General features: G+C 33.6%; 30 protein-coding genes and 2 tRNA genes. 31 read left to right on the plus strand and 1 reads right to left on the minus strand.

Going from position 1 to position 26,467, the window contains the following annotated elements:
* Nucleotides 1-15: 15 nt before the first annotated feature.
* The 26 genes from H9L18_RS05140 to H9L18_RS05265 all read left to right on the plus strand — a co-directional run bounded on the left by H9L18_RS05140 (nt 16) and on the right by H9L18_RS05265 (nt 21,457).
* Nucleotides 16-744, plus strand: coding sequence for an alpha/beta hydrolase (locus H9L18_RS05140; protein WP_187559360.1), 729 nt, complete (start codon nt 16-18; stop codon nt 742-744).
* On the plus strand, nt 744-3,107 hold the full coding sequence (gene rnr, locus H9L18_RS05145) for a ribonuclease R (protein ID WP_376765020.1): 2,364 nt from the start codon (nt 744-746) through the stop codon (nt 3,105-3,107). Before H9L18_RS05140 ends, rnr begins: the two co-directional genes overlap by 1 nt.
* A gap of 5 nt (nt 3,108-3,112) precedes the next feature.
* The gene (gene smpB, locus H9L18_RS05150; RefSeq protein ID WP_126794222.1) at nt 3,113-3,577 is read left to right on the plus strand and encodes an SsrA-binding protein SmpB; all 465 of its coding nucleotides are present in this window, start codon (nt 3,113-3,115) and stop codon (nt 3,575-3,577) included.
* 262 nt (nt 3,578-3,839) lie between these two features.
* Nucleotides 3,840-4,559: a F0F1 ATP synthase subunit A gene (gene atpB, locus H9L18_RS05155; protein WP_126794220.1), complete on the plus strand. Its 720-nt coding sequence runs from the start codon at nt 3,840-3,842 to the stop codon at nt 4,557-4,559.
* A 39-nt stretch (nt 4,560-4,598) separates the two neighbouring features.
* Nucleotides 4,599-4,811 carry an ATP synthase F0 subunit C gene (gene atpE, locus H9L18_RS05160; protein WP_126794218.1) on the plus strand — a complete coding sequence of 71 codons (213 nt, stop codon included), beginning with the start codon at nt 4,599-4,601 and terminating at the stop codon, nt 4,809-4,811.
* A 74-nt stretch (nt 4,812-4,885) separates the two neighbouring features.
* Complete coding sequence (gene atpF / locus H9L18_RS05165; protein WP_126794215.1) at nt 4,886-5,407, plus strand: F0F1 ATP synthase subunit B; 522 nt, start codon at nt 4,886-4,888, stop codon at nt 5,405-5,407.
* A complete protein-coding gene (gene atpH / locus H9L18_RS05170) occupies nt 5,400-5,939 on the plus strand; it encodes an ATP synthase F1 subunit delta (RefSeq protein ID WP_185847487.1) in 540 nt (179 codons plus the stop codon). Before atpF ends, atpH begins: the two co-directional genes overlap by 8 nt.
* Before the next feature lie 30 nt (nt 5,940-5,969).
* Complete coding sequence (gene atpA / locus H9L18_RS05175; protein WP_126794206.1) at nt 5,970-7,508, plus strand: F0F1 ATP synthase subunit alpha; 1,539 nt, start codon at nt 5,970-5,972, stop codon at nt 7,506-7,508.
* 16 nt (nt 7,509-7,524) lie between these two features.
* The gene (locus H9L18_RS05180) at nt 7,525-8,442 is read left to right on the plus strand and encodes a F0F1 ATP synthase subunit gamma (protein ID WP_126794203.1); all 918 of its coding nucleotides are present in this window, start codon (nt 7,525-7,527) and stop codon (nt 8,440-8,442) included.
* Nucleotides 8,443-8,460: 18 nt separating this feature from the next.
* On the plus strand, nt 8,461-9,864 hold the full coding sequence (gene atpD, locus H9L18_RS05185) for a F0F1 ATP synthase subunit beta (protein ID WP_126794200.1): 1,404 nt from the start codon (nt 8,461-8,463) through the stop codon (nt 9,862-9,864).
* 17 nt (nt 9,865-9,881) lie between these two features.
* Entirely contained in the window at nt 9,882-10,316 is a 435-nt protein-coding gene (locus tag H9L18_RS05190; protein ID WP_126794197.1) for a F0F1 ATP synthase subunit epsilon, read from the plus strand.
* Nucleotides 10,317-10,506: 190 nt separating this feature from the next.
* Entirely contained in the window at nt 10,507-13,017 is a 2,511-nt protein-coding gene (locus tag H9L18_RS05195; RefSeq protein WP_126794194.1) for a vitamin B12-dependent ribonucleotide reductase, read from the plus strand.
* 102 nt (nt 13,018-13,119) lie between these two features.
* Nucleotides 13,120-13,356, plus strand: coding sequence for a DUF1146 family protein (locus H9L18_RS05200; protein ID WP_246433312.1), 237 nt, complete (start codon nt 13,120-13,122; stop codon nt 13,354-13,356).
* Between the two features lie 106 nt (nt 13,357-13,462).
* The gene (murA, locus tag H9L18_RS05205; protein ID WP_126794188.1) at nt 13,463-14,767 is read left to right on the plus strand and encodes a UDP-N-acetylglucosamine 1-carboxyvinyltransferase; all 1,305 of its coding nucleotides are present in this window, start codon (nt 13,463-13,465) and stop codon (nt 14,765-14,767) included.
* A gap of 23 nt (nt 14,768-14,790) precedes the next feature.
* Nucleotides 14,791-14,970, plus strand: a complete 180-nt coding sequence (locus tag H9L18_RS05210) for a DNA-directed RNA polymerase subunit beta (protein WP_126794185.1) — start codon at nt 14,791-14,793, stop codon at nt 14,968-14,970.
* Nucleotides 14,971-15,044: 74 nt separating this feature from the next.
* Entirely contained in the window at nt 15,045-15,332 is a 288-nt protein-coding gene (gene yidD, locus H9L18_RS05215; protein ID WP_126794181.1) for a membrane protein insertion efficiency factor YidD, read from the plus strand.
* 124 nt (nt 15,333-15,456) lie between these two features.
* Nucleotides 15,457-16,629 (plus strand): ABC transporter substrate-binding protein, encoded by a 1,173-nt coding sequence (locus H9L18_RS05220; protein ID WP_126794178.1) that lies wholly within the window; start codon nt 15,457-15,459, stop codon nt 16,627-16,629.
* A gap of 23 nt (nt 16,630-16,652) precedes the next feature.
* A complete protein-coding gene (locus H9L18_RS05225; RefSeq protein WP_126794175.1) occupies nt 16,653-17,528 on the plus strand; it encodes a branched-chain amino acid ABC transporter permease in 876 nt (291 codons plus the stop codon).
* Nucleotides 17,529-17,537: 9 nt separating this feature from the next.
* Nucleotides 17,538-18,506 carry a branched-chain amino acid ABC transporter permease gene (locus tag H9L18_RS05230; protein ID WP_126794263.1) on the plus strand — a complete coding sequence of 323 codons (969 nt, stop codon included), beginning with the start codon at nt 17,538-17,540 and terminating at the stop codon, nt 18,504-18,506.
* Nucleotides 18,484-19,260, plus strand: a complete 777-nt coding sequence (locus H9L18_RS05235; protein WP_126794172.1) for an ABC transporter ATP-binding protein — start codon at nt 18,484-18,486, stop codon at nt 19,258-19,260. The genes H9L18_RS05230 and H9L18_RS05235 overlap by 23 nt, the downstream gene beginning before the upstream one ends.
* Nucleotides 19,254-19,964 carry an ABC transporter ATP-binding protein gene (locus tag H9L18_RS05240; RefSeq protein ID WP_126794169.1) on the plus strand — a complete coding sequence of 237 codons (711 nt, stop codon included), beginning with the start codon at nt 19,254-19,256 and terminating at the stop codon, nt 19,962-19,964. Before H9L18_RS05235 ends, H9L18_RS05240 begins: the two co-directional genes overlap by 7 nt.
* A gap of 3 nt (nt 19,965-19,967) precedes the next feature.
* The gene (locus H9L18_RS05245; protein ID WP_126794166.1) at nt 19,968-20,618 is read left to right on the plus strand and encodes a CBS and ACT domain-containing protein; all 651 of its coding nucleotides are present in this window, start codon (nt 19,968-19,970) and stop codon (nt 20,616-20,618) included.
* Between the two features lie 124 nt (nt 20,619-20,742).
* Complete coding sequence (locus H9L18_RS05250) at nt 20,743-20,976, plus strand: DUF2969 domain-containing protein (RefSeq protein WP_126794163.1); 234 nt, start codon at nt 20,743-20,745, stop codon at nt 20,974-20,976.
* A 69-nt stretch (nt 20,977-21,045) separates the two neighbouring features.
* Nucleotides 21,046-21,126 (plus strand) — tRNA-Tyr (locus tag H9L18_RS05255).
* Nucleotides 21,127-21,137: 11 nt separating this feature from the next.
* Nucleotides 21,138-21,209, plus strand: a tRNA-Gln gene (locus tag H9L18_RS05260).
* 77 nt (nt 21,210-21,286) lie between these two features.
* A complete protein-coding gene (locus H9L18_RS05265; RefSeq protein WP_185847486.1) occupies nt 21,287-21,457 on the plus strand; it encodes a hypothetical protein in 171 nt (56 codons plus the stop codon).
* A 44-nt stretch (nt 21,458-21,501) separates the two neighbouring features.
* Here H9L18_RS05265 and H9L18_RS05270 read toward each other — a convergent pair whose 3' ends face one another.
* Entirely contained in the window at nt 21,502-22,272 is a 771-nt protein-coding gene (locus H9L18_RS05270; RefSeq protein WP_126794160.1) for a DeoR/GlpR family DNA-binding transcription regulator, read from the minus strand.
* Nucleotides 22,273-22,437: 165 nt separating this feature from the next.
* Here H9L18_RS05270 and ulaG point away from each other — a divergent pair, with 165 nt between their 5' ends.
* The 5 genes from ulaG to H9L18_RS05295 are packed head-to-tail and all read left to right on the plus strand — an operon-like array spanning nt 22,438 to nt 26,467.
* Nucleotides 22,438-23,505 carry an L-ascorbate 6-phosphate lactonase gene (ulaG, locus tag H9L18_RS05275; protein ID WP_126794158.1) on the plus strand — a complete coding sequence of 356 codons (1,068 nt, stop codon included), beginning with the start codon at nt 22,438-22,440 and terminating at the stop codon, nt 23,503-23,505.
* 16 nt (nt 23,506-23,521) lie between these two features.
* Nucleotides 23,522-23,980, plus strand: a complete 459-nt coding sequence (locus tag H9L18_RS05280; RefSeq protein WP_126794155.1) for a PTS sugar transporter subunit IIA — start codon at nt 23,522-23,524, stop codon at nt 23,978-23,980.
* A 15-nt stretch (nt 23,981-23,995) separates the two neighbouring features.
* The gene (gene ulaA / locus H9L18_RS05285; protein WP_126794152.1) at nt 23,996-25,480 is read left to right on the plus strand and encodes a PTS ascorbate transporter subunit IIC; all 1,485 of its coding nucleotides are present in this window, start codon (nt 23,996-23,998) and stop codon (nt 25,478-25,480) included.
* A gap of 24 nt (nt 25,481-25,504) precedes the next feature.
* Nucleotides 25,505-25,810, plus strand: a complete 306-nt coding sequence (locus tag H9L18_RS05290) for a PTS sugar transporter subunit IIB (protein ID WP_126794149.1) — start codon at nt 25,505-25,507, stop codon at nt 25,808-25,810.
* A gap of 15 nt (nt 25,811-25,825) precedes the next feature.
* A complete protein-coding gene (locus H9L18_RS05295; protein ID WP_126794146.1) occupies nt 25,826-26,467 on the plus strand; it encodes a 3-keto-L-gulonate-6-phosphate decarboxylase UlaD in 642 nt (213 codons plus the stop codon).

The following is a 26,467-nucleotide window of genomic DNA, read 5'->3' on the forward strand; positions in this document are numbered from 1 at the left end:
CCGAGGGAAGTATATTTGCAAAGTGGAAAAAAAGCTGTGTTACTTTTACATGCTTATACAGGAAGTCCAAATGACGTTAGAATGTTAGCAAGAAAACTTGAAAGAGAAGGCTATACAGTATTAGCACCAATTTTTTCAGGTCACGGGACAGAAGACCCGATGAATATTTTAAATATGACACCAGATGTTTGGTATCAAGACGCAATTAATGCTTTTAAAAAGTTGAAAAATGATGGCTACGAAGAAATAGCTGTCTTTGGTTTATCAATGGGTGGTTTGTTTGCTATGAAACTTTTAGAAGAGTTTCCAGGAGAATTTGTTGCCGGAGGTGCTTTTTGTTCACCTCTTGATCCTGCAGGTAAACATGATATCTATCCAAACTTTATGGCTTATGCTGAATTTATATATAAGAAACAAACATCATCAAATGATGAATTAGAACAAAAATTAAATATGATTAAAATGCCTTTAAAAGAACAACTTCAAGCTATTTTAAATGTAACTAATCAAACAGCTTCTAAACTAGAAGAGTTAGAAGTACCGATATTTCTAGCTCAATCAGCTTTAGATGAAATGATTGATAGTAGCGGCGTTTATGAAGTAGGAAAGTTACTTAAGAAAACCTATCATGAAATACATTGGTATGCTAAAAGTACCCATGTAATAACAATTAGTAAGGAGCGTCAATTGTTTGAAAAAGATGTGGCAGCATTTTTAAGTCATATACCATGGAATGAGGAATGATTATGACAAATAATATCAAAGAAACAATCCTAAACTTTATGTCAGAGAGTAAAAAACAAACTTTTTCTCTGGAGCAAATTGCAGAAGGATTAAAGTTTCAAAAGAGCAAGGACTTTAAGCTACTTGTCCAAACGATTGCTCAAATGGAAAGAGAAGGAAGTATCCTTTTTAATCAAAAAGGAAAAATTAAATTAAATAAGCAAGAAAAATTTATGGAAGGTCTATTTCGTGCAAATGACCGAGGATTTGGTTTTGTTTCAATTGAAGGAGAAGAAGATGATATCTTTATCCCTAAAGACTTTACGAATTTTGCCTTAGAAGGTGATAAAGTAAAAATTGAAATATTGAAACAAGGAAGTCCAATGGAAGACCAAGCGGCAGAGGGCAAAGTTGTTGAAGTTATTGAGAGAAATACAACCCAAATAGTAGGGATATTTACTCTTTATAGTGATGCAGATATTCAAAAAAGTGAACTGTATGGTGTTGTGATTCCTAAGGATAAGAAGTTAAGTCGTTATCGTTTGTTTGTGGCAAACGAAGGAATAAAACCTGAAGATGGCAGTGTCGTTGTAGCTGAAGTAACTTTTTATCCTGATAGTGAACATACAAATAGTTTTGAGGGAATTGTTAAACAAGTTATTGGCCATAAGAATGATCCCGGAATGGATATTTTATCAATTGTACTTCAGCATGGAATACCAACGAAATTTGAAGAGAGTACTTTAAAAGAAGCAGAAAGCTTACCTGATGTAGTCCTTGATTCTGAATCAGAAGGTCGTGTTGATTTAAGAAATGAAACAATTGTGACGATTGATGGGGAAGAAGCTAAGGATTTAGATGATGCTGTTAGAGTTGAGAAATTAGATAATGGCAATTATTTTTTAGGTGTCTATATTGCTGACGTGTCTCATTATGTGACAGAAAATAGTCCACTTGATATGGAAGCAAGTGATAGAGCAACTAGTGTTTATCTGACTGATCGAGTTATCCCAATGTTACCTAGAAAACTATCTAATGGCATTTGTTCCCTCAACCCAAATGTAGACAGATTAGTTATGGCTTGTGAGATGGAAATTAATGGAGAAGGTCAAGTTATCTCTCATGACATTTTTGAAGCAGTTATCCATTCTACTGCTCGTATGACTTATACAGCTGTCAATGAAATTTTAGAAAAATCAAATGAAGAAACATTAAAAGAATATCAAGCGTTAATACCTTATTTTGAAAATATGGCGGAACTTCATGATATTTTAGAAACGATGAGAAAAAATCGTGGAGCTATTTCATTTGAAGATAGAGAAGCTAAAATTATCGTTGATGATGCTGGGCATCCAATTGATATTGAATTGAGAGAAAGAAAAGTGGCAGAACGTTTAATTGAGTCCTTTATGTTAGCGGCTAATGAAACTGTAGCAAGACATTATACTAAATTAAAATTGCCTTTCATTTATCGAATTCACGAGCATCCTAAAGAAGAGAAAGTTCAGCGATTCTTTGAGTTTGTCACAAACTTTGGAATTTTAGTTCGTGGTAAAAAAGATGATGTAAGTCCAAAAGAACTACAAAAAGTTTTGGATAAAATAGCAGGAAAACCTGAAGAACCAGTTGTTAGTATGATGCTTTTAAGAAGCATGCAACAAGCAAGATATTCTGAAGATCCAGTAGGACATTATGGATTAGCTGCTGAAGATTATACTCATTTTACGTCACCAATTAGACGATACCCAGATTTGATAGTTCATCGTTTGATTAAATCATATATGGTAAAACCAATTAAAGATGAAGTGAAGTCAAAATGGGATGAAGTATTACCAGACATAGCAGATCACAGCTCAAAAATGGAACGACGTGCTGTAGAAGCAGAACGTGATACTGATAATATGAAGAAAGCTGAATTTATGGTTGATAAAGTGGATCAAGAATTTGACGGGATTATTACTTCAATTACTAAATTTGGAATGTTCGTAGAATTGCCTAATACAATAGAAGGATTAATTCATGTTTCTCAATTAAAAAATGATTATTTCCATTTTGTTGAAACTCATTTAGCTTTAGTTGGTGAGAGAACGGGTACTATTTATAAAATAGGTCAAGCTGTTAAAATTAAAGTAACAAAAGCTGATGTAGATACAAAAGAAATTGATTTTGAACTATTGTCAGCAGAACCTATTACTACACCCATTGATATACCAAAACAACAAAAAAATAATAACAGAAAAACAGACAGAAAACGTCAACAGGGAAGTAAACCTGGTTATCGAAATGAAAAGAAAACAGGTGGCAAAAAGAAATCGAACCAACCCTTTTATAAAAAAGTAGCTAAGAAGAAAAAAGGAAAGAGTTCTCGAAATAAAATGAGGTGATCAAGTTGCCAAAAGGTGAAGGAAATTTAATTGCTCAAAATCGAAAAGCTCGTCATGATTATACAGTCATGGAGACGATTGAGGCAGGTATGGTTTTAAAAGGAACAGAAATCAAGGCGATTAGAAATCGACGTGTAAACTTAAAAGATGGTTACGTTAGAATTAGAGATGGAGAAGCCTTCTTAGTAAATGTTCATATTAGCCCATACGAGCAAGGTAATCTATTTAATCATGATCCCCTTAGAACAAGAAAACTATTAATGCATAAAAAACAAATTGCTAAGCTTGGAGCTGAGGCAAAAAATACAGGGATAGCATTGATACCACTTAAGATTTACATAAAAGATGGCTTTGCTAAAGTATTGATAGGTGTTGCAAAAGGGAAAAAACAATATGACAAGCGACAAGATTTAAAGAAAAAAGATATGAATCGTGAAATCGATCGTACCTTAAAAGATAGACAAAGATAAAAAAAGTGAGAATAAACTGTACTCGGTTTATTCTCTTTTTTTTTAATGGACAAATCACTAAAAACTCATATAAAATTTCTTAGATTTGCTTTGTGTTATTTATCATTTGGTGTTATCATAGTTCTAGTTGAGGTCAAAAATTGTGGGCCTTAATAGGTGATAGAAAAGGGCTTCTCTAAGTCATTTCATCATGAAAAAACAAAAGGTAAAAATTGCCTTTTTGTTAAAAGTATCATTTAGAAGAGAAAAGGGGTGAATTGAGGTGGAAGAAATATCCTGGATAATTGACATTGCAGGAATACCGTTAGATGGAACAATGGCATTAATGACAATTTTAACGTGCGTAATTGTCTTTTGTATTGTTTTTTTCTGCAGTCGAAATTTACAGATGAAGCCAAAAGGGAAACAAAATGTGCTTGAAGCTATAGTTGACTTTGTTAAGGGCATCGTGTCTGACAATGTGACTAAAAAGGAAGTTAATGACTATCATTTATTAGCATTTACATTCTTTATGTTTGTCTTAGTATCCAATATTCTTGGGTTAATGACTAAGGTTGTGATTTTCCCAGATGAAGTTTCTTTTTGGAAGAGTCCAACAGCCGATCCATTAGTGACGCTTACATTAGCTTTTATAGCCATTATTTTAACGCATTATTATGGATTGAAGAAACAGGGTGCAAAGAACTATTTTATTAATAGTTTTATGAAGCCAACAGCAATTTTACTTCCAATTAAGATTATTGAAGAGTTTACTAACGTTTTAACGTTAGGTCTTCGTTTATATGGAAACCTTTTTGCTGGGGAAGTATTGTTAACTTTGATAGCTAAACTAGGAGCAAGTAGTCCAACCAAGTTTGTGTTGGCCTTACCTTTAGAAGTTATCTGGCAAACATTCTCTCTATTTATTGGAGCAGTACAAGCCTTTATTTTTGTAACGTTGATGATGGTTTACATGTCACACAAAATAGAAGCTGAACATTAAACAAAAAACAATAAACATTTTTTTAGGAGGAAACGTATAATGCAATATCTTGCAGCAGCAATCGCAGTTTTTGGCGCTTCAATCGGAGCAGCTTATGGTAATGGTAAAGTAATTTCTAAAACACTTGAGTCTATGACTCGTCAACCAGAAATGTCTGGACAATTAAGAGGTACAATGTTTATCGGGGTAGCCTTAATCGAGGCCGTTCCAATCCTAGGTGTGGTTATCGCACTATTATTAGTCTTCAAGTAATAACAATTTTTTAATAGATACAAAAGAAGGAGAATCATTTTTTTAATGATTGAGGAAGGAAGTGTAGTGAACTTATGATCAACGAATTAGTCGTGGCTAATGCAGGTCAAAGTACGCTAAGTACAATCCTTTTCGTAACTGTTTCTTTTCTAGTGTTGTTATTGGCTTTGAAGAAATTTGCATGGGGTCCTGTTGTTGATATGATGCAACAACGTGAAGATAAAATCGCGTCAGACATTGATAATGCAGAAAACTCTAAAATAGAAGCCGATAAGTTAGAAAAACAAAAACAATTAGAACTTAAACAGTCACGTACGGAAGCGCAAAATATTATTGCACAAGCAAAAGATACAGCTGAGAACAACGCTCATGCTATTTTGGTTGACGCACAAGAGCATGCCACACGTATTAAAAAACAAGCTCAAGAAGATTTGCGTATTGAACGTGAGCGAATGATTGACGAAGCGAAAAAAGAAGTAGCAGACTTATCAGTCGAAATTGCTTCTAAAATTCTTAAAAAGGAATTATCGGCAAGCACTCATCAAGAGTTAATCCAGTCTAGTATTGAAAAGCTAGGAGTCGATGACGATGAATAGAAAATATACTGTAGCAAAAACTTATGGTAAAGCCTTATATTCTGAGGCATTGCAGTTAAAGTCAGTTTCTGAGACTTATCAGGAAATGCTTCAGTTACGGGAAGTTTACCGTCAAGTTCCGGATTTAGGTGATATTCTTTCAGATGATCGCCTATCGGTTTATGAAAAAGTAAATATTGTAAAAGACTTAGAAAATAGTTTTGGAGACACAGTCGCTAAATTTATTCATACGGTTTATGATTATGGTCGTATGGATGAAATGCCTGAAATTATTGATGAGTTTGAACATCTATACTATGAACAGTTTGGTATTGTAGTAGTGGATGTAACAACCGCAGTAGCACTTAGCATGGACCAACGACATGATTTAGAGAAACGTTTAGCAGTGCAATTTCATGCTAATAAAGTTGTTATTCGACCAAAATTAAATCCAGCTATTATGGGTGGAATGATTATCGAATCTGAACATCGTGTCATTGATCAAAGTGTAAGAAGTGAATTAGAAGAGATTCATGGTGCGCTATTAAAATGATACTTAGTGACAAGGTGAGAGGTGAAATACATGAGTATTAAAGCGGAAGAAATTAGTTCGCATATAAAACAACAGCTTGCTAAATACGAAGAATCTTTAACGGTAGACGAAGTTGGTACTGTCTCTTACGTTGGGGATGGTATTGCACGTGCTTACGGTTTAGAGAATGCCATGTCAGGTGAGTTATTAGAATTTGACAACGGTGTATTCGGTATGGCTCAAAACTTAGAGTCTGATAGTGTTGGTATTATCATTTTAGGTAAATACCAAGAAATTCGTGAAGGCGATAAAGTGAAACGTACTGGTCGTATCATGGAGGTTCCAGTAGGGGACGCTCTTATCGGGCGAGTTGTTAATCCATTAGGTCAAGCAATTGATGGTATGGGTGAAATCAAAACAAGAAAATCAAGACCAATTGAAGCAATTGCTCCTGGTGTTATGGATCGTAAATCAGTTGCTGAACCATTACAAACAGGGATTAAAGCGATTGATGCATTGGTTCCAATCGGCCGTGGTCAACGTGAGTTAATCATTGGAGACCGTAAAACAGGTAAAACATCTGTGGCTATTGATACAATCATTAACCAAAAAGATGAAAATATGATCTGTATTTACGTGGCTATTGGACAAAAAGAATCTACTGTAAGAAACCAAGTGGAAACACTTAAAAAATATGGTGCAATGGATTATACCATTGTTGTATCTGCTGCAGCTTCTCAACCAGCACCGCTACTTTATTTAGCGCCATATGCTGGAGCTGCAATGGGTGAAGAATTTATGTATAACGGAAAACACGTTTTAGTTGTTTATGATGATTTATCAAAACAAGCAGCAGCTTATCGTGAGATTTCATTATTACTTAGAAGACCACCAGGTCGTGAAGCGTTCCCAGGGGATGTATTCTACTTGCACTCTCGTTTATTAGAAAGAGCAGCTAAGTTAAATGATTCTTTAGGTGGCGGTTCAATGACAGCTTTACCATTCGTTGAAACCCAAGCCGGAGATATTTCAGCTTATATCCCAACAAACGTTATTTCTATCACTGATGGACAAATCTTCTTAGAAAGTGATCTGTTCTACTCAGGTGTTCGTCCAGCGATTGATGCAGGTCTTTCTGTATCACGTGTTGGTGGATCAGCACAAATTAAAGCGATGAAAAAAGTAGCTGGTACATTACGTATTGATTTAGCAAGTTATCGTGAATTAGAAGCATTTACTCAATTTGGTTCTGATTTAGATGCGGCAACTCAAGCTAAATTGAACCGTGGTAAACGTACTGTTGAAGTTTTAAAACAAAATGTTCATGAGCCAATTGGCGTTGAAAAACAAGTTTTAATTCTTTATGCGTTAACAAACGGTTATTTAGATACTATCCCAGTTTCTGATATTCTTCGTTTTGAAGGTGAATTATTTGAATACGTAGGAAACAACTATCCTGCTATTTTTGATACAATTAAAAATACTAAGAATTTACCTAATCCAGAAGACATCAATAAAGCAATTGATGAATTTAAAGAGATTTTTAGTTCTAGTCAGTTTTCAGTAGCAGACGAATTAACACAATCCTAGAAAGTGGTGATTGAGTATGGGCGGTTCCCTTATAGATATTAAAAAGAGAATAGCTTCAACTAAAAAGACGAGTCAAATTACAAGTGCTATGCAAATGGTAGCAGCTTCCAAATTGACAAAATCTGAACAATCATCTAGACGTTTTCAAGAGTATGCTTCCAAAGTTAGAAGTATTACAACTCATTTAGCATCTTCTCAGTTGCAAGCAATTGAAAATGCGGATTTTTCTAGTTTTGAAGATAACATGGAAATGTACCATAAGTTATTGATTGCTCGTCCAGTAAAAAAAACAGGCTATATTATTATCACTTCAGATAAAGGTTTAGCAGGTGGTTACAACAGCTCGGTTATCAAAAATACGATTGAATTACTTCAAAATGATCATGAAGATCAAAACGAAGTTGTTATCATGTCTATTGGAGGAACTGGTGCAGATTTCTTTAAACATAGAGACATTCCAGTTGCTTATGAATTAAGAGGTCTTAGTGACCATCCAAGCTATAATGAAGTTCGTAAAATTGTAAATTCAGCGATTCAAATGTATAACAATGAAATGTTTGATGAATTGTACGTATGTTACAATCATCATGTTAATACATTATCTTCTGCATTCCGTGCAGAAAAAATGTTACCTATTGAAGATTTGGATTCGAAAGAAGCAACATCTTATGAACAAGATTATATTCTTGAACCTTCTGAAGATGCAATTTTGAATACATTACTGCCCCTATACGCTGAGAGTTTAATCTACGGAGCAGTGTTAGATTCTAAAACTGCTGAGCATGCTGCTCGTATGACAGCGATGAAGAGTGCGACAGAAAACGCAAGTAATATTATTGATGATTTGACAATCTCATTTAACAGAGCTAGACAAGCAGCAATCACAGAAGAAATTACCGAAATTGTCGGTGGAGCAGCAGCTTTAGAAGATTAACGGGGAGGAATTTGGAAAATGAAAATCGGAAAAATAGTCCAAGTAATTGGTCCCGTTGTTGATGTGGCTTTTCCGTTAGATCAATCATTACCAGATATCAATGATGCTTTAGTTGTTTATAAATCAGAAAACAAACAAAAAGTAGTCCTTGAGGTAACAATTGAAATGGGTGATGGCGTTGTTAGAACCATCGCTATGGAATCCACTGATGGATTACAACGTGGAATGGAAGTTCTACATACTGGTTCTGCTATTAGTGTTCCAGTAGGTAGAGAAACTTTAGGACGTGTGTTTAACGTATTAGGAGAACCTATCGACTTAGATGGACCTCTTCCTGAGACAATGGAGAAAAAAGCAATCCATACAGAAGCACCGTCATATGAAAATTTAAGTACAGACTCAGAAGTTCTTCAAACAGGTATCAAAGTTATTGACCTTTTAGCTCCTTATTTAAAAGGTGGTAAAGTTGGTCTGTTTGGTGGTGCCGGAGTTGGTAAAACAGTATTAATCCAAGAGTTGATTAATAATATTGCTCAAGAATTGGGTGGTATTTCTGTATTTGCTGGTGTAGGTGAAAGAACGCGTGAAGGTAATGACCTTTACTATGAGATGAAAGACTCTGGCGTTATTAAGAAAACTGCCATGGTGTTTGGTCAGATGAATGAGCCACCTGGTGCCAGAATGCGTGTTGCGTTAACTGGTTTAACAATGGCTGAGTATTTCCGTGACCAAGAAAAACAAGATGTGTTACTATTTATTGATAATATTTTCCGCTTCACACAAGCAGGTTCAGAAGTTTCTGCCCTTTTAGGACGTATGCCTTCTGCCGTTGGTTACCAACCAACGCTTGCTACTGAAATGGGACAATTACAAGAGCGTATTACATCAACTAAGGATGGTTCGATTACATCTATTCAAGCAATTTATGTTCCAGCCGATGACTATACGGATCCGGCTCCGGCAACAGCATTTGCCCATTTAGATGCAACAACTAACTTAGAAAGACGTTTAGCAGAACAAGGTATTTATCCTGCGGTAGATCCTTTAGCGTCATCTTCTAGTGCCCTAGAGCCTGGTATCGTAGGCGAAGAGCATTATAAAGTGGCAACAGAGGTTCAACGTCTATTACAACGTTATAAAGAATTACAAGATATTATTGCTATCTTAGGTATGGATGAATTATCTGATGACGAAAAAGTTGTCGTTGGTCGTGCAAGAAGAATTCAATTCTTCTTATCACAAAACTTCCACGTGGCAGAACAGTTTACTGGTCAACCAGGTAGTTATGTGCCACTTCACGAAACGATTAAAGGCTTTAGAGAAATATTAGATGGTAAACACGATAACTTACCCGAAGAAGCTTTCAGAAGTGTTGGCCGTATCGAAGAAGCAATTGAAAAAGCTGAGAAATTAGGATATTAAGAAGGAGGTAATTAAAAATGAGTTCCTTCACAGTTGATATCGTAACGCCAGATGGTGTCATTTATCATCATCAAGCTAAATTTTTAGTAGCGAGTACTCAAGCAGGTTCCCTAGGGGTTTTACCAAATCACTCACCACTTATATCTCCTTTAAATATCGATGCAGTCCGCATTGATTTAACTGAAGAAGATGGTGGTAGTTCAGATTGGGTTGCCGTTAATGGAGGAATTATCGAGATTCGAGATAACGTTGTATCAGTTCTTGCCAATAGTGCAGAAACTGAGCATAACATTGATGTCTCTCGTGCTGAAGAAGCTAAAGAAAGAGCCGAGGCTAAAATTCAAAAAGCTAAAGAAACAAAAGATCATGATATCGATTTAGGTCGTGCTGAAATTGCTTTAGTGCGTGCCGTTAACCGATTAAACGTAGCTAATAAAAGAGGAAGAAACTAATCTTTCAAATTTTTTATTCGTTAATATGATTCTATTAAAAGATCTAGAGGACAAATTGTTTTCTAGATCTTTTTTTGTTGTGCATAAAAATAAAGAAAATTCAACCCTTGATTTAACTATATATAGTGTTAAAATAATTAAAGAATACTATATATGGTGTTCTTATGATTTTGTTGATGGGGGAATAAGAATGTTAAATTTAAAATATATTCAAAAAATAAATCAAGATATAAAACAATTTAAAGAGGTGTTTCCTGTAACAGAGGAAATGCATATCGAATTTGAAGGCATTTCAAGATTAGTCATGTTAGACCGTTATTCTTTTAAAGATATTTATAATGAAACGCTCTCAAAAAATGATTTAGTCGTTTTAACAGTAAAAGAAGACCCAAATTATCCTGTTAGAGGTTTAGGAATTGTTCAATCGATGACAGATAATGAAGTCTTAATCAAAGTAGAAGATCAATATAAAGAACAGTTGCCAGGAGAACAGGCAAAAGAAACTGGCTTGATTTCAAAGAGAAAAGAAGAAATTGAGAAACCACTTGAGTTATTTTATGAGCAAATAGCAAAACGTGTGGCAAAGGGAATGGCTGATCAAGAAAAAGAAGAAAAACGAGTGATTTATTTTGAACGTTTTTATCATCAGTTATTAAGTCAACAATTAATACCTGCTGGACGTGTTTTATACGGTGCAGGAACTAATTCGAATGTCACCTACTTCAATTGTTTTGTTATGCCATTTATTCATGATTCAAGAGATGGGCTAGCTAAACATAGACAAGAAGTTATGGAAATTATGAGTCGCGGTGGAGGAGTGGGAACCAATGGATCTACTCTAAGACCTAGATCAGCAATTGTTCATGGCGTTAATGGTAAGTCATCAGGTGCAGTATCTTGGTTAAATGATTTAGCTAACTTGACTCATTTGGTTGAACAAGGTGGTAGTCGTCGTGGTGCTCAAATGATTATGTTAGCTGATTGGCATCCTGATGTTTTTGAGTTTGTTATATCAAAAATTCAAAATCAAAATGTTTTACGTCATTTGATTGCAACTTCTTCAAGTCAGTATATTAAATCACTAGCAGAAGAAAAACTTGATTTTAAACCACTAGTGGAAGATGAAAGACTAGCTTTAGAGAAATTAGTTGAATCTGAAGAATTATTAAAATTAAGTCAAAATAATTTTGTGACTGAAGCAAAGCAAAAATTAAAAGATAATGGAACTTATGATATTAAAGAAAAAGAATTTTTAACAGGTGCGAATATTTCTATTTGTTTAACTCGTGAATTTATGAGTGCAGTAGAAAGAGATGCTCTTTATGATTTGAAATTTCCAGATGTCGAAAACTATAATGCAGAAGAAATGGCTGATTATGATGAGAATTGGTCAACTATTGGAGATGTTCGAAAATGGGAAGAATCAGGTCGGAAAGTAAAAGTTTATCGAACCATTAAAGCTCGTGAATTATGGGAATTAATTACTTTTTGTGCAACATATTCTGCAGAACCAGGTATATTCTTTATTGATAACGCAAATGAAATGACTAATGCAACAGCATATAATCAGACAGTTGTAGCAACTAATCCTTGTGGAGAACAACCTTTAACTCCATATGCAGTTTGTAACTTAGCTGCAATCAACTTAGCTAAGATGGTTGACAAAGAGACGAAAACAATTAAAAAAGATCGTTTAATTGAAGCAGTTAAGACAAGTGTTCGTTTTCAAGATAATGTAATTGATGCTACTCCATACTTCTTGGAACCTAATAAAAAACAAGCCAAAGGGGAAAGAAGAATTGGGCTTGGTGTTATGGGACTAGCAGACATGTTAATTTATTGTGATAAATCATATGGTTCAAAAACTGGAAATCAACTAGTTGAGGAAGTTTTTGAAACAATGGCTGTAGCTGCTTATGAAACATCAATTGAGTTGGCAAAAGAAAAAGGAAGTTTTCCATTTTTAATTGGCAAAACAGAAGAAGAAACAAGAGAATTAAGGGAACAATTTATTGCGACAGGCTATATGAAAAAAATGCCTGAACATATAAAACAAGGAATTTTATCTCACGGTATTCGTAACTCTCATTTGTTAACAGTTGCTCCAACTGGCTCAACTGGAACAATGGTTGGCGTGTCCACAGGATTAGAACCGTATTTTTCATTCTCATACTTTAGAAGTGGACGTTTAGGTAAATTTATTGAAGTAAAAGCAGATATTGTTAAAGAATATCAGAAATATCATGGATCTATGAATGAAGATACATTACCAGACCATTTTGTTTCAGCAATGGATTTATCACCACAAGAGCATGTGGATGTACAATGTACCATTCAAAAATGGGTGGATAGCTCTATTTCAAAAACTGTAAATGCCCCTAGTGGTTATAGTGTCAGACAAGTTGCTGATATTTATGAATCTCTTTATAAAGGAGGGGCTAAAGGTGGTACAGTCTATGTTGATGGTAGCAGAGATTCGCAAGTATTAACTTTAACAGCAGAGGAAAATGACTCTAATAAACTTGTTAACAATGATACCGAGATAGCAACGGTTAATGAAAAGAAACAAACAATTATAGACATTAAAAGTTCTGATACTGAATCCAATCTTTGTCCGTTTTGTCATGAAGGAACAATTGAAGAGATAGGTGGATGCAGTACATGTACTCATTGTAAAATTCAATTAAAATGTGGGTTATAAATCATATTTTAAGCTTAAATAGATAATCTTAAAAAAAACTTTACCTTTTGTTTATTTCTCGTTAAAATGATGAATGAGAAACGAATGAAAGGTGGTTTTTTTTTGTACGGAGTTGATACACTAGTAAGAATTTTTAGTCATTTTGCTTTTATCTATCTAGCTTTCTGGGGATTGCAGTCTCTAAGGTTAGATAACGTTTTCAAAAAAGGACAACAATACTATAAACAAATTAGATTAACGTATGTTTTATTAGCTATTTTAATTGGCTATAATGCTAGTAATTTCTTTATGGAAGTGATGTTTTTAACTCGTGATTTACTTCAAGGAATCTTTTCTTAAAACCTCTATTTTATGAAACCGAGAATAAAAAATACCATTTTGTATAGTGTCATGGTATAATAATTGAGATTTGAAATTAATTCCAGAAATTTTGGAGGGAGAAATTATGGAGTATATTGAAGTTCAAAACGGCAATAAGCTGTCAGGACAAGTAAAAATAGAGGGAGCTAAAAATGCTGTCTTACCAATTTTAGCAGGTGCTTTACTTGCAGATAAAGGTGAAACAACTATTACAAATGCCCCTATCTTATCAGATGTATTTATGATGAATAATGTTATTAAATATTTAAATACAGATATTGACTTTAATCAAGAAAATAATACTATTAAAATTAACGCAACAAGAGAATTAGAAGTAGAAGCACCATTTGAATATGTTAGTCAAATGAGAGCCTCAATCGTGGTTATGGGACCACTTTTAGCAAGAACTGGACATGCTAAAGTAGCTATGCCAGGAGGTTGTGCTATTGGTAAACGTCCAATTGACTTACATTTAAAAGGATTCCAAGCATTAGGTGCAACGATTACGCAAACAAATGGTTATATTGAAGCAAAAGCTGATGAATTAAAAGGTGCTAGAATTTATTTGGATTTTCCAAGTGTTGGAGCAACTCAAAATATCATGATGGCAGCAGTTAAAGCAAAAGGAACAACAGTCATTGAAAATGTGGCTAGAGAACCTGAAATTGTTGATTTAGCTATTTACCTTAATAAAATGGGAGCTAAAATTACAGGTGCCGGAACTGAAATGATTCGAATTGAGGGCGTTACTTCTTTAACAGGAACAGAACATGCTGTCGTACAAGATAGAATTGAAGCTGGTACATTTATGGTAGCTGCTGCTGTTACTGGTGGTAATGTTCTTATTAAAGAAGGACTGATGGAGCATAACCGTCCATTAATTTCTAAATTATTAGAAATGGGTGTATCAGTAACAGAAGAAGCGGAAGGAATTCGCGTCATTGGTCCGGATGTGCTTTTACCAACAGACGTAACAACATTACCTCATCCAGGGTTCCCAACTGATATGCAAGCTCAAATGAGTGTTTTAATGACATTAGCAAGTGGTTCAAGTGTCCTTTCAGAGACTGTTTTTGAAAATAGATTCCAACACTTAGAAGAAATGAAACGTATGGGTGCTAAGTTTAGAGTATCAGGTAATGTTGCCTATATTGATGGTGTTTTAGGATTACAAGGAGCTGAAGTGTCAGCAACTGACCTTCGTGCGGCGGCTGCGCTAATTATTGCAGGATTAGTAGCAGAAGGAATAACAAGAGTACATCATTTAGAATATTTAGATCGTGGGTATTATAAATTCCATAAGAAACTTCAAGCATTAGGAGCTAACGTGGAACGAATTAATACTAACGAAAATACAAAAGCAACTGCTGATAAACAAGCAGTTAAATAAGTAATCAAGTTAGGAGCAGTTAAATGAGTTCAATAACAAAACGAGTTATATCGCAAGTAGTTCTTGTATTATTGGCAATTGTACTCTTAGCCGTTCTGTTTTTTACTGGTATTTTTATAGGTTACGTGTTTTTAGGTAAGGGGCAAAGTTCTGATGCTTTTAATCCTGACACATGGAATCATATCTTAGATTTTCTAAAATAAAATGAATAAAATGTTAAGATTGGCTATTTTAAGTCAATCTTTTTTAGATAAAGAAAAAGGTGGAAAACCATTTTATGTTAAAAAAAATATTTATTGCACCTGTTCGTTTTTATCAACGATTTATTTCTCCTTTGTTTCCAAGAAGTTGTCGTTATCATCCAACTTGTTCTCAGTATATGATAGATGCAATAAACTATCACGGAGCTATTAAGGGCTTTATTATGGGAACAGGAAGGATTCTAAGGTGTCATCCATTTGTAAAAGGTGGCGTCGACTATGTACCACCTAAATTTACGTTACGAAAAAATCCTGATGAAACCTACAGAGGGCCATATACAAAATCTGAAAAAGAAAACAGCTAATAGCTGTTTTTTTATTTGTTTGAATTGTCAGAAAATTCTGTTGACATAAGATTAGAGAATGATTATAATTGAAAACATCTTATTAACAAATGTTAATTATTCAAAATAGCAGAGGAGAGTTGTTATGAAAAAAAGAAGTTTCATGTTTATTGCTAGTTTATTCTTGTTAACTAGTTGTGGTATTCCTGGTGGAGGAAATCCAGACCAGCTTAAGAAAAATAAAAAAAATGCGGAGACAATCAAAATTGGTTTAAATTTAGAATTATCAGGCGCAGTAGCTGCTTATGGTAATCAGGAAAAAGATGGTATAGAGTTAGCCGTTGAAGAGATTAATCAAAAAGGTGGAATCAACGGTAAAAAAGTCGAGCTAGTTATTAAAGATAATAAATCAGATACGGCAGAATCAGCAGCAGTAGCAGCTAATTTAACAACGAAAGAGGAAGTAGTCGCAATTATTGGTCCAGCGACGTCAGGTGCTAGTAAAGCTGAAATTCCTAATATTACTAAGTCTAAAGTTCCTGCTATTACACCTTCTGGAACAGATGATACGATTACCGTTTTAAATGATCGTATTCAAGAATTTATGTTTAGAGCTTGTTTTCAAGATTCTTTTCAAGGAGTTATCTTAGCTAATTATGCCACTCAAAATTTAGGAGCTAACAAGGCAGTTATCATTGGTGATGTTTCCAGTGACTATGCAAAAGGATTAACTTCTTCCTTTAAAAATACTTTTAAGGGAGATATCGTTGCTGATGAAAAATTTAATCAAAAGGATAAAGATTACAAAGCAATCTTAACTAAGATTAAAGATAAAGATTTTGATTTTATTTATTTACCAGGATATTACGAAGAGGCAGGATTGATTATTAAACAGGCAAGAGAAATGGGAATTGAACAACCCATCTTAGGTGCAGATGGGTTCTCAGATGAAAAATTAATCGGAATTGCTGGTAAAGAAAATATGAACGAAATTTATTATACAGCCCACTTTTCAGAGAATGCACCAAGTTCTGAACGGGTGGAACACTTTATTCAAGCGTTCAAAAAGAAATATAAAAAGACGCCAAGTTCTTTTAATGCTTTAGCCTATGATTCAATGTACATGATTGCTGAATCAATGGAAAAAGCAGGAGAAATTGATAGTGAAAAACTAGCAAAAGAACTTGCGGAATTAAAAGATTTTGACGGAGTAACAGGAAAAATGAGTATGGATAAAAATCATAATCCTAAAAAACCTGCAGTTGTTATTGGGGTTAAAGATGGAAAAGAAGCATCTGCTGATGTGGTTAATCCATAGAAAGATAAAGGAGGGATGTTGAGATGGATGTATTTCAACAGTTGGTTAACGGTTTATCCTTAGGTAGTATCTATGCTTTACTAGCTTTGGGTTATACGATGGTTTACGGAATTATTAAATTAATTAATTTCGCTCATGGCGAAGTTTATATGATGGGAGCATTTGTTGGTTATTTTGTAACAAATCAATTTAAACTTGGTTTGATACCAACTTTATTAATTGCAATGGCTGTTTGCTCTGTTTTAGGTGTTTTAATTGAGTACTTGGCTTATAGGCCATTAAGAAACTCCACTAGAATTGCAGCCTTAATTACAGCAATTGGTGTCTCTTTTTTAATTCAGTCTTTAATGATTTATTTTATTGGTGCAGACACAAGACCTTTTCCACAAATGATTCAAAATAAAAACTATGATGTGGGTCTTTTTACAATTAGTAATATTCAATTGATGATTTTAACAACTTCTGTTGTCTTGATGATTCTGCTACAGTTTATTGTAAAATATACAAAAATGGGAAAAGCTATGAGAGCTGTTAGTGTCGATGCTGATGCAGCTCAATTAATGGGCATTAATGTAAATCATACTATTTCCTTTACTTTTGCAATTGGATCTTCCTTAGCTGCTGCTGGTGGTATTTTAATCGGTCTTTACTACAACAGCATTGATCCAATGATGGGGGTTGCCCCAGGACTTAAAGCATTTATTGCAGCAGTGTTTGGTGGTATTGGTATTATTCCAGGAGCAGCTCTAGGTGGGTTTGTCATCGGCATTATCGAAACTTTTGTTAGTGCTCTAGGTTTTACTGCTTATAGAGATGCCGTTGTATACGGTATTCTTATAATCGTATTACTTGTCCGCCCTGCTGGTTTACTTGGTAAAAATGTGAAAGAGAAAGTGTAGGTGAAAGAGATGAAGGAGAACTTAAAAAGCAATGTATCTTGGCTTCTACTGATGAGTGTTACATTTATTTTCTTAGCTATTATGTATTTTGTTGGTCTCATGTCACCTGTCATTGAAACCACATTAGTAATGATTGGAATTAATATTATTTTAGCAGTAGGCTTAAATTTGGTCATTGGAGTTTCGGGACAATTTTCTTTGGGTCATGCTGGTTTTATGGCAATAGGAGCCTACGCTACAGCCATTCTATCTTTAAAAAATCCGACGTTCACAGGCTTTTTAACTGGTGTTGTAGTAGGTGCTATTATTTCAGGATTAGTAGCTCTTTTAGTTGGTATTCCAACGTTGCGTTTATCGGGAGATTATTTAGCAATTGCGACATTAGGGGTATCTGAGATTATTCGAACTGTTATTATGAATTTTGATAGTGTTACTAATGGTCCAGCAGGCTTATTTGGCATTACACCCTTTGTTAACTGGGGAATGGTCTATTTTACTGTCTGTGTAACAACATTGATTACAACCAATTTTATTAATAGTCCAGCTGGTAGAGCAACTCTAGCAGTTAGAGAAAATGAAATTGCGGCAGAATCGATGGGAGTTAATACAACCAAGTATAAAGTGATTGCCTTTGTTATAGGAGCTATGACAGCTGCTGTTGCAGGTGGTTTATATACAAGTTATATTCAAACAATTGTTCCTCAAAATTTTGATTTTATGAAATCAATTGATATTTTAATTATTGTCGTATTTGGTGGTGTTGGAAGTATTACAGGAACTTTTATTGCTGCTATTGCGTTAGGATTTTTAAATATGTTCTTACAAGATGCAGGAGCATTAAGAATGATCATTTATGCTCTAGCTTTAGTAGTAGTTATGATTTTTAAACCAACTGGCTTACTCGGAACAAAAGAGTGGTCATTTAAAAAATTATTCGATAAAGGAGGACGAATGAATGTCACTTCTAAAAGTAAATAATTTAACGAAAAATTTTGGTGGGTTAGCAGCTGTTTCAAATGTTAACCTTACGTTAGAAACGAATGAATTAGTTGGTTTGATTGGACCAAACGGGGCAGGAAAAACAACTTTATTTAATCTGTTGACAGGTGTTTATGAACCTAGTGAAGGAGATGTTCTTCTAACTACTGAAAAAGAAGAGGAGCGCTTAAATGGCATTAAACCATTTAAAATTGCTAATAAAGGATTAAGTCGAACGTTCCAGAATATTCGCTTATTCAAAGAACTATCAGTCTTAGACAATGTGCTAATAGCAATGACAGGAAAACAACAAGTTGGTGTTTTAACGAGCCTTCTAAGATTGCCAAGTTTTTATACATCAGAGAAAAAAATAAAAGAAAAAGCTTATGAATTGCTAGCTATTTTTGATTTGTCGGAAAAAAAAGATAGCAAAGCTAAAAATCTTTCTTACGGTGAACAAAGGAGATTAGAGATAGTTAGGGCGTTAGCGACAGAACCTAAAATATTATTTCTAGATGAACCAGCCGCTGGGATGAATCCTCAAGAAACGGCAGAATTAACGGAATTAATCAAACGAATTCAAAAAGAGTTTGATCTTACTATTTTATTAATTGAACATGACATGTCTCTTGTAATGGATGTGTGTGAAAGGATTTATGTACTAGAGTATGGTCAATTGATTGCTGAAGGAAAACCAGAAGAAATCAAAACCAATGAACGAGTAATAAAAGCGTATTTAGGTGGTGAATTATAATGCTGAAAGTTGAGAATTTGTCTGTCTCTTATGGCATGATTCAAGCTGTAAAGGACATTAATTTTGAAGTGAATGAAGGAGAGATAGTCAGTTTAATTGGTGCCAATGGAGCTGGAAAAACAACTATACTAAGAACTATTTCAGGACTTATTAGACCAAGTAAAGGAATCATTAGTTTCCAAGGAAAATCAATTGAAAAAGAAACATCTCCTAAGATTGTGAGTAGTGGATTGGTTCAAGTACCAGAAGGACGTCATGTTTTTACAGGAATGACAGTTATGGAAAATCTTGAATTAGGTGCTTTTTTATATACGGACAAAAAAGAAAGTGAAACTATTCTAGCAACTATTTTTGAACGATTTCCAATTTTAGCGGAAAGAAAACATCAAGATGCCTCTACTCTTTCAGGCGGTGAACAGCAAATGTTAGCAATGGGAAGAGCATTAATGTCTCGACCAAAACTATTATTGTTAGATGAACCTTCAATGGGGCTTGCACCTATTTTTATTAGAGAAATTTTCTCTATTATTGAAGAGATTAATAAACAAGGAACAACGGTTTTACTCATTGAACAAAATGCTAAAATGGCTTTAAGTATTGCTGATAGAGGATATGTATTAGAAACTGGAAAAGTTGTATTAGAAGGTACAGGAGAGGAATTGTTAGGTAGCTCAGAAATTCAAAAAGCGTATTTAGGAGGATAAGGTATGTTAGTAAAAGATTATATGTCTCAGGACTTGATTACAATTGATAAAAAAACTAAAATATTTGATGTTGTTGAATTGATGAAAGAATATGATATTCATCGATTACCAGTTGTTGAAAACAAACGGTTAGTTGGACTGATTACAGAAGGAACAATTCAAGAAGCAATGCCTTCAAAAGCAACAAGTTTAAGTGTTTATGAAGCTAATTATTTACTGAATAAAACAATTGTTGACGATGTTATGATAAAAAAAATCGAAACGATTAAAGAAGATTGCCTTTTAGAAGATGCAATTTTTACAATGAGAACCAAAAAAGTGAATGTTTTACCTGTTTTAAATGATACTGATGAAATTGTAGGTATTATAACGAATAACGATATATTTGATGCTTTCTTAAATATTACAGGTTATAAAGAACCAGGTACTAGAGTTTCAATCAGAATAGAAGAAGATCATGAAGGGGTACTAGCTCGTTTAACACAACTTTTTAGTGATAACCACTTAAACATTGTTCAAATTGTGGTGTATCGAAATAAAGAAATACCAGTAATAGTTGTTCAAACAACATCTGAAGACAGTGAGTTTATTAAGAAAATTCTTCAAGAAAATAACTATGATGTCTTGTCTTCTATTCAAACAGTTCAAAGATAATGAAGTAAAGAGGTTGGCAAATAGGTTAATCTCTTTATTTAGTTTTGAAATATTTTTATCTTCGACTTAACAAAATAGATAAAATATGATATTCTCAATAAGTTAAGATATTGAGAGGTGAAATATGATGCGAAAAAATAAACCTGTTGAAGTAGAAATTAAAGAAACAGAAACTATTAAAGACGGTAAAACAATCGTATGTCATCAGTTATTTATTGGTAAAAAAATGATTGGTGAAGTCTTGGAAGTAGACAGTTCAAAATACGAAATCAAAAGTGAAGAAAGCTTTGTAGGTATTGCTAAAACAATGGATCAAGGCTATGAAGAAGTTTTGAGAAACTGGAATTTACATAATTAAAAAAAAAAGCTTGCATTATGTTGAAAAGTTATGTATTATTATGAAGTCGGGTTTTTAACACGACAAGCTGGAGGGGTAGCGAAGTGGCTAAACGCGGCGGACTGTAAATCCGCTCCTTAGGGTTCGGCAGTTCGAATCTGCCCCCCTCCATTTTTTATTTTTGGGCTATAGCCAAGCGGTAAGGCAACGGACTTTGACTCCGTCACTCGTTGGTTCGAATCCAGCTAGCCCAGTTTTAAAGCTAACAATTATTTGTTAGCTTTTTTTTATTATGTTATCCTTAGTAATGAGAAATAAGGAGGAATGTAAAATGGCAGATTTAAAAGAAAAAATTAAAGACCAATTATTCAACTACAGAGAAGTTTTAAAACAAACTGATATTGTAGAAGATATAAAATCAACAACAGGTCTAACAAAAGAAACAACCCAAGTAGGAACTAATAAAGAAAATACACGCAAATGGCATTCTAAGTTATATTAAAAACTAGATAAAAAGAGGTTAGGAAATTTTTTCCTAACCTCTTTTTAGATACTGTTAACTTGAATAACCTTGATACCTAATTTTTTATATTCATTTAGTAATTTTTTTGAACAATATTCATCGGTAATAAGATAATCAAACATATTAACATCAGAAATTTTAAATTTAGAAGTTAAACCTATTTTACGATGATCAGCGACTAAAACTCTTGTTGATGTTGTTTGCTCAATCATTGCTTTATTTAATTTAGCTTCATTTAAAATTTTTGTTGTGACACCGTTATTAATATCGACACCAGAACAGCCAATAATACAAATATCAGCGTTAGTTTCATTGATTGTATTAAAGGCAATATCTCCAACCAAAGCTTCTTTTGGGAAACGCAATTCTCCTCCAGTTAAAATATAAGAAGATTGAGGATTCATTTTTAAAGTTGAAAGTTTTAAGTTGTTGGAAATAATAGTTAAATTAGTTGCAGATGTGTGTTTTATAGCACATAAAGCAGTTGAGCTTGTGTTGACGAAAACTGAATCGCTATTTTTAATGAGCTTAGAGGCTTCTGCTCCAATCATTTCTTTGATTCTTTCAGGACCAGAAGCATCAAAGTCTTCAGTATTTTTAAAATTATATAAACAGTAGCCGTGTTTTCTGATAATACTGTTTTTTTCTTCAAGAACGATAAGATCTCGTCTGATTGTGCTTATTGAGACATTTAATAAGGATGATAATTCATCAGTAGTTAGTTGCCCCTTTTCTTGTAAAAGTGATAATATATTTGTCATTCTTTGATTGATCACATCAATAGAATTTTTCATAAGTCTTCTCCTTTATTCTTTTATGAACTAATAATAGCATAAATGACTAAATAAAAACTAAAACACTCATATAAAGTTCAAACGATCGTAAAAAAGGGTTTTCAAATGATTTTTTTACGTTTAGAATGTGAACTATAGAAAATAAATAACACGGAGGAATGAAACATGTCAAACCATATTAATGATATTACGAAAGAGAAATGGGTTCAATCGGTATTTCCAGAGTGGGGAACTTGGCTAAATGAAGAAATAGAAAGTGAACAAGTCTCAGAAGGAACTGTTTCAATGTGGTGGTTAGGTTGTACAGGCATATGGATCAAATCTCATGAAAATACTAATATACTTTGTGATTTATGGTGTGGTTCTGGTAAAAGAACTCATGGAACAGGCTTAATGAAAAAAGGTCACCAGATGATGAGAATGAGTGGTGTACAAAAAATGCAACCTAATTTAAGAACACAGCCATTCGTGATTGATCCGTTTGAAATTAAACATGTGGATGCTCTAGTGGTAACTCATATACATTCAGACCATTTGGATATTAATACTGCAGCAGCTGTTAATAGAAACTGTCCGGAAGCTAAATTTGTTGGTCCAAAAGAAGTCGTTAAAACTTGGTTATCTTGGGGAGTTCCAGAGGAAAAAACAATTGTCGTTAAACCAGGAGACAAAGTAAAAATAAAAGATGTTGAAATTGTTGCTTTAGAAGCATTTGATAGAACAGCTTTAGTTACTTGGGATAATCCAGAAGAAAGCTTAAAAGATAAATTACCACAAGATATGGATTTAATAGCTGTTAATTACTTATTCTGTACATCTGGTGGAAATATTTACCATGCAGGGGATTCACATTATTGTAATAAGTTTGCAGAACATGGTAATAAATATCAAGTAGATGTTTGTTTAGGAGCTTATGGTGAAAACCCAAGAGGAATTACGGATAAAGTAACTTCTATAGATATGTTAAGAATGGCTGAAGCGCTGAATACAAATGTAGTTATTCCAGTACATTATGATATTTGGTCTAACTTTATGGCAGATCCTAAAGAAATTACAGAACTTTGGAAAATGAAAAAAGATCGTTTGAAATATAGCTTTAAACCTTATATTTGGCAAGTAGGAGGTAAGTTTACTTATCCTACAAATAAAGATGATATGGAATTCAATTTTTATAGAGGATTTGATGATGCTTTTTCAATAGAAAACGACACTCCATTCCCATCATTCTTATAAAAAAGGAGAAATCAATATGCTTAAATATTTTTTTGAAAATGATCTAATAAATTATTTAGATAAGGACATCACTGATTGGCAAGAAGCCATCAGTGAGAGTTGTCAAGTATTACTAAAAAAAGAAATAATCAATCAAAGTTATATCGATGAGATTATTGCTTGTGTTAAGGAACATGGACCATATATCGTTATCGTTCCAGAAGTCGCTATGCCTCATTCTTCGGAAAAAAGTGAAGGCGTTTTCGGGACAGCTATTTCATTTACTAAAATGAAGAGTGAGATTGTATTTGATGATCCAACTGAGGAAAAAAAAGCTGTTTTATTTTTTACTTTGGCCGCAAAAAATTCAGAAGAACATATGGAGAACATTCAAAATTTATCAGAGCTCTTAATGACAGAAGGGTTGATAGAAGATCTTGTTAGAACTAATTCACTGGAAGAATATATTGAAGTCATGGAAAAATATACTAATTAAAAAGGAGAAAAAATGATGGGTGATTTTTTAATGGGAATTTGGTCTTATTTTGCAAGTAATATTCTAACTCAACCTGCTTATTTAATTGGATTTATTGTATTACTTGGATATGTTTTACTAAAAAGGCCAATTCATGAATGTATTGCTGGATTTTTAAAAGCAACAGTTGGCTATTTTATCTTAACTGTTGGATCAGGTGGATTAGTTAATAATTTTCGACCTATATTAGTTGGACTAAAGGAAAGATTTAACTTAGATGCAATGGTGACAGATCCTTACTTCGGACAAAATGCGGTAGATGCTGGATTAATGGAAACGTTTGGAAGAACGTTTGGGGATGTTATGATCCTTTTATTGATAGCCTTTATTATGAATATTCTATTAGTAAGATTTCAAAAATATACCAAGTTGAGAGCTGTTTTTACAACAGGTAATGTTCAAGTACAGCAAGCAGCAACAGCTTTTTGGATTTTTCTTTTCTGTTTTCCAGAGTTTGGAAGAATAGAAGTTTTAATTGCAATGGGATTAGTATTAGGTTGTTACTGGGCAGTCGGTTCTAATTTAACAGTAGATATTACTCAAGACTTAACTGAAGGTGCTGGTTTTGCTATAGCACATCAACAAATGTTTGGTGTTTATCTATTTGCAAAATTATCAGAATGGATGAAAAAAAGAGATGAGAAAAAAGGAAAAGCAAAGAATGAGTCTAAAAAACTAGAAGATATTGAATTACCTGGCTTTTTATCTATGTTTAATGAAAATATGGTAGCGACTTCATTACTAATGTTATTCTTCTTTGGAATAATTTTACTTGTCTTAGGTCAAGATTATTTAATTCAGGCTGAATTTATGCAAGAAGGTCAAAGTTTCTTATTTTATATAATGACGACTTCTTTAAATTTTGCAGTTTACTTAGCAATTCTACAATTGGGAGTTAGAACATTCGTAGATGAGTTAACACAATCTTTCCAAGGAATTTCAAATACAATTCTTCCTGGAGCAGTACCAGGAATTGATGTTGCAGCAACATTTGGATTTGGTTCGCCAAATGCAGTAACAATTGGTTTTCTTTTTGGTTCATTAGGTCAATTCTTGATGATTGGTTTATTGATACTTATGAAATCACCAACTATCGTAATTGCTGGATTTATTCCATTATTCTTTGATAATGCTGTTATTGCGGTTTTCGCAAATAATAGAGGTGGAGTTAAAGCCGCTTGCCTATTCCCTTTCTTATCTGGAATTATTCAAGTAGGAGGTTCAGCTTTGTTTGCTTCTTGGATAGGTTTGTCCAAATACGGAGGATACCTAGGTATGTTTGACTGGGCAACAGTTTGGCCAGGATTTGCTATTATAATGAAAATTTTAGGTGTCGTTGGAATAGCTGTCGTCGTCGTTGTGTTATTGGTTATTCCCCAATTGCAATATCGAAAAAATCCGGATGGATATTTTTTAATTGTAGATGATTATGAAGCTTATCAAGAAAAATTTAGTAAATAAAAATAATTTTAGGAGGATTTTATAATGAGAATATTAATATCATGTGCGAATGGATCAGGAACAAGTTTGATGATGATGAGAAGTACAGAAAAAGCGATGAAGGAATTGAATATTCCAATTACTAAAATACATCATTGTTCAATTTCAGAAGGAAAAAGCTCAGCAACACAATACGATGTTGTTTTCACTCCAGTTAATTTTTTAGGTATGTTTGATCAAGCTATTAAAAAAGGTGTAACTGTTGTTGGTATAAAAAATGTTATGTCTCATAAAGAAATTGGAGAAAAATTTACAGAAACAAACTTATATGAACGCATAAAAACTAAATAAGTAAGGAGAATAAATATGACACGTCCGAATTTACAAATTGCTCTTGATCACAATACGTTGGAATCTGCTCTAGCGAATGTTACTAAAGTAGGTGACATTGTTGATATTTTAGAAGTAGGAACTATATTATGTTTACAAGAAGGTAATCAAGCAATTCGATGTATTAAAGAAATATTTCCTGAAAAAAAAATAGTTGCAGATACTAAATGTGCAGATGCAGGGGGAACAGTTGCTAAAAATGTAGCAGATGCTGGAGCAGACTGGATGACAGTTATTTGTTGTGCGACACTTCCAACAATGGAAGCTGCAAAAAAAGAAGTAGAAGAGCTGCAAGTTGAATTATATGGTGATTGGACATTTGAACAAGCAGAGTCATGGAGAGCGATCGGAATTAAACAGGCCATTTACCATCAAAGTAGAGATGCTTTATTATCAGGTGAAACTTGGGGAGAAAAAGATTTAACAAAAGTAAAAAAATTAATTGAATTAGGGTTTAATGTTTCTGTGACAGGTGGATTAAATGTTGAGACGCTAAAATTGTTTGAAGGAATTGATGTTTATACGTTTATTACTGGAAGAGGTATAACAGCTGCAAAGGATCCTGTACAGGCAGCTAATGATTTCAAAAATGAAATAGTTCGAATTTGGGGTGAGTGA

This window comes from Vagococcus carniphilus (genome assembly GCF_014397115.1).
In the GTDB taxonomy this organism is placed as follows: domain Bacteria; phylum Bacillota; class Bacilli; order Lactobacillales; family Vagococcaceae; genus Vagococcus; species Vagococcus carniphilus.

What these genes read in the sequence shown, in the direction of transcription:
- atpH (WP_185847487.1), top strand. Translation starts at nt 5,400, where the DNA reads ATGAATAGAAAATATACTGTAGCAAAAACTTATGGTAAAGCCTTATAT.
- atpD (WP_126794200.1), top strand. Translation starts at nt 8,461, where the DNA reads ATGAAAATCGGAAAAATAGTCCAAGTAATTGGTCCCGTTGTTGATGTG.
- H9L18_RS05195 (WP_126794194.1), top strand. Translation starts at nt 10,507, where the DNA reads ATGTTAAATTTAAAATATATTCAAAAAATAAATCAAGATATAAAACAA.
- atpF (WP_126794215.1), top strand. Translation starts at nt 4,886, where the DNA reads ATGATCAACGAATTAGTCGTGGCTAATGCAGGTCAAAGTACGCTAAGT.
- H9L18_RS05190 (WP_126794197.1), top strand. Translation starts at nt 9,882, where the DNA reads ATGAGTTCCTTCACAGTTGATATCGTAACGCCAGATGGTGTCATTTAT.
- H9L18_RS05210 (WP_126794185.1), top strand. Translation starts at nt 14,791, where the DNA reads ATGAGTTCAATAACAAAACGAGTTATATCGCAAGTAGTTCTTGTATTA.
- H9L18_RS05245 (WP_126794166.1), top strand. Translation starts at nt 19,968, where the DNA reads ATGTTAGTAAAAGATTATATGTCTCAGGACTTGATTACAATTGATAAA.
- H9L18_RS05290 (WP_126794149.1), top strand. Translation starts at nt 25,505, where the DNA reads ATGAGAATATTAATATCATGTGCGAATGGATCAGGAACAAGTTTGATG.
- atpE (WP_126794218.1), top strand. Translation starts at nt 4,599, where the DNA reads ATGCAATATCTTGCAGCAGCAATCGCAGTTTTTGGCGCTTCAATCGGA.
- H9L18_RS05225 (WP_126794175.1), top strand. Translation starts at nt 16,653, where the DNA reads ATGGATGTATTTCAACAGTTGGTTAACGGTTTATCCTTAGGTAGTATC.
- H9L18_RS05220 (WP_126794178.1), top strand. Translation starts at nt 15,457, where the DNA reads ATGAAAAAAAGAAGTTTCATGTTTATTGCTAGTTTATTCTTGTTAACT.
- H9L18_RS05230 (WP_126794263.1), top strand. Translation starts at nt 17,538, where the DNA reads ATGAAGGAGAACTTAAAAAGCAATGTATCTTGGCTTCTACTGATGAGT.
- ulaG (WP_126794158.1), top strand. Translation starts at nt 22,438, where the DNA reads ATGTCAAACCATATTAATGATATTACGAAAGAGAAATGGGTTCAATCG.
- H9L18_RS05235 (WP_126794172.1), top strand. Translation starts at nt 18,484, where the DNA reads ATGTCACTTCTAAAAGTAAATAATTTAACGAAAAATTTTGGTGGGTTA.
- ulaA (WP_126794152.1), top strand. Translation starts at nt 23,996, where the DNA reads ATGGGTGATTTTTTAATGGGAATTTGGTCTTATTTTGCAAGTAATATT.
- atpA (WP_126794206.1), top strand. Translation starts at nt 5,970, where the DNA reads ATGAGTATTAAAGCGGAAGAAATTAGTTCGCATATAAAACAACAGCTT.
- H9L18_RS05280 (WP_126794155.1), top strand. Translation starts at nt 23,522, where the DNA reads ATGCTTAAATATTTTTTTGAAAATGATCTAATAAATTATTTAGATAAG.
- H9L18_RS05180 (WP_126794203.1), top strand. Translation starts at nt 7,525, where the DNA reads ATGGGCGGTTCCCTTATAGATATTAAAAAGAGAATAGCTTCAACTAAA.
- H9L18_RS05295 (WP_126794146.1), top strand. Translation starts at nt 25,826, where the DNA reads ATGACACGTCCGAATTTACAAATTGCTCTTGATCACAATACGTTGGAA.
- H9L18_RS05270 (WP_126794160.1), bottom strand. Translation starts at nt 22,272, where the DNA reads ATGAAAAATTCTATTGATGTGATCAATCAAAGAATGACAAATATATTA.
- H9L18_RS05265 (WP_185847486.1), top strand. Translation starts at nt 21,287, where the DNA reads ATGGCAGATTTAAAAGAAAAAATTAAAGACCAATTATTCAACTACAGA.
- yidD (WP_126794181.1), top strand. Translation starts at nt 15,045, where the DNA reads ATGTTAAAAAAAATATTTATTGCACCTGTTCGTTTTTATCAACGATTT.
- H9L18_RS05250 (WP_126794163.1), top strand. Translation starts at nt 20,743, where the DNA reads ATGATGCGAAAAAATAAACCTGTTGAAGTAGAAATTAAAGAAACAGAA.
- murA (WP_126794188.1), top strand. Translation starts at nt 13,463, where the DNA reads ATGGAGTATATTGAAGTTCAAAACGGCAATAAGCTGTCAGGACAAGTA.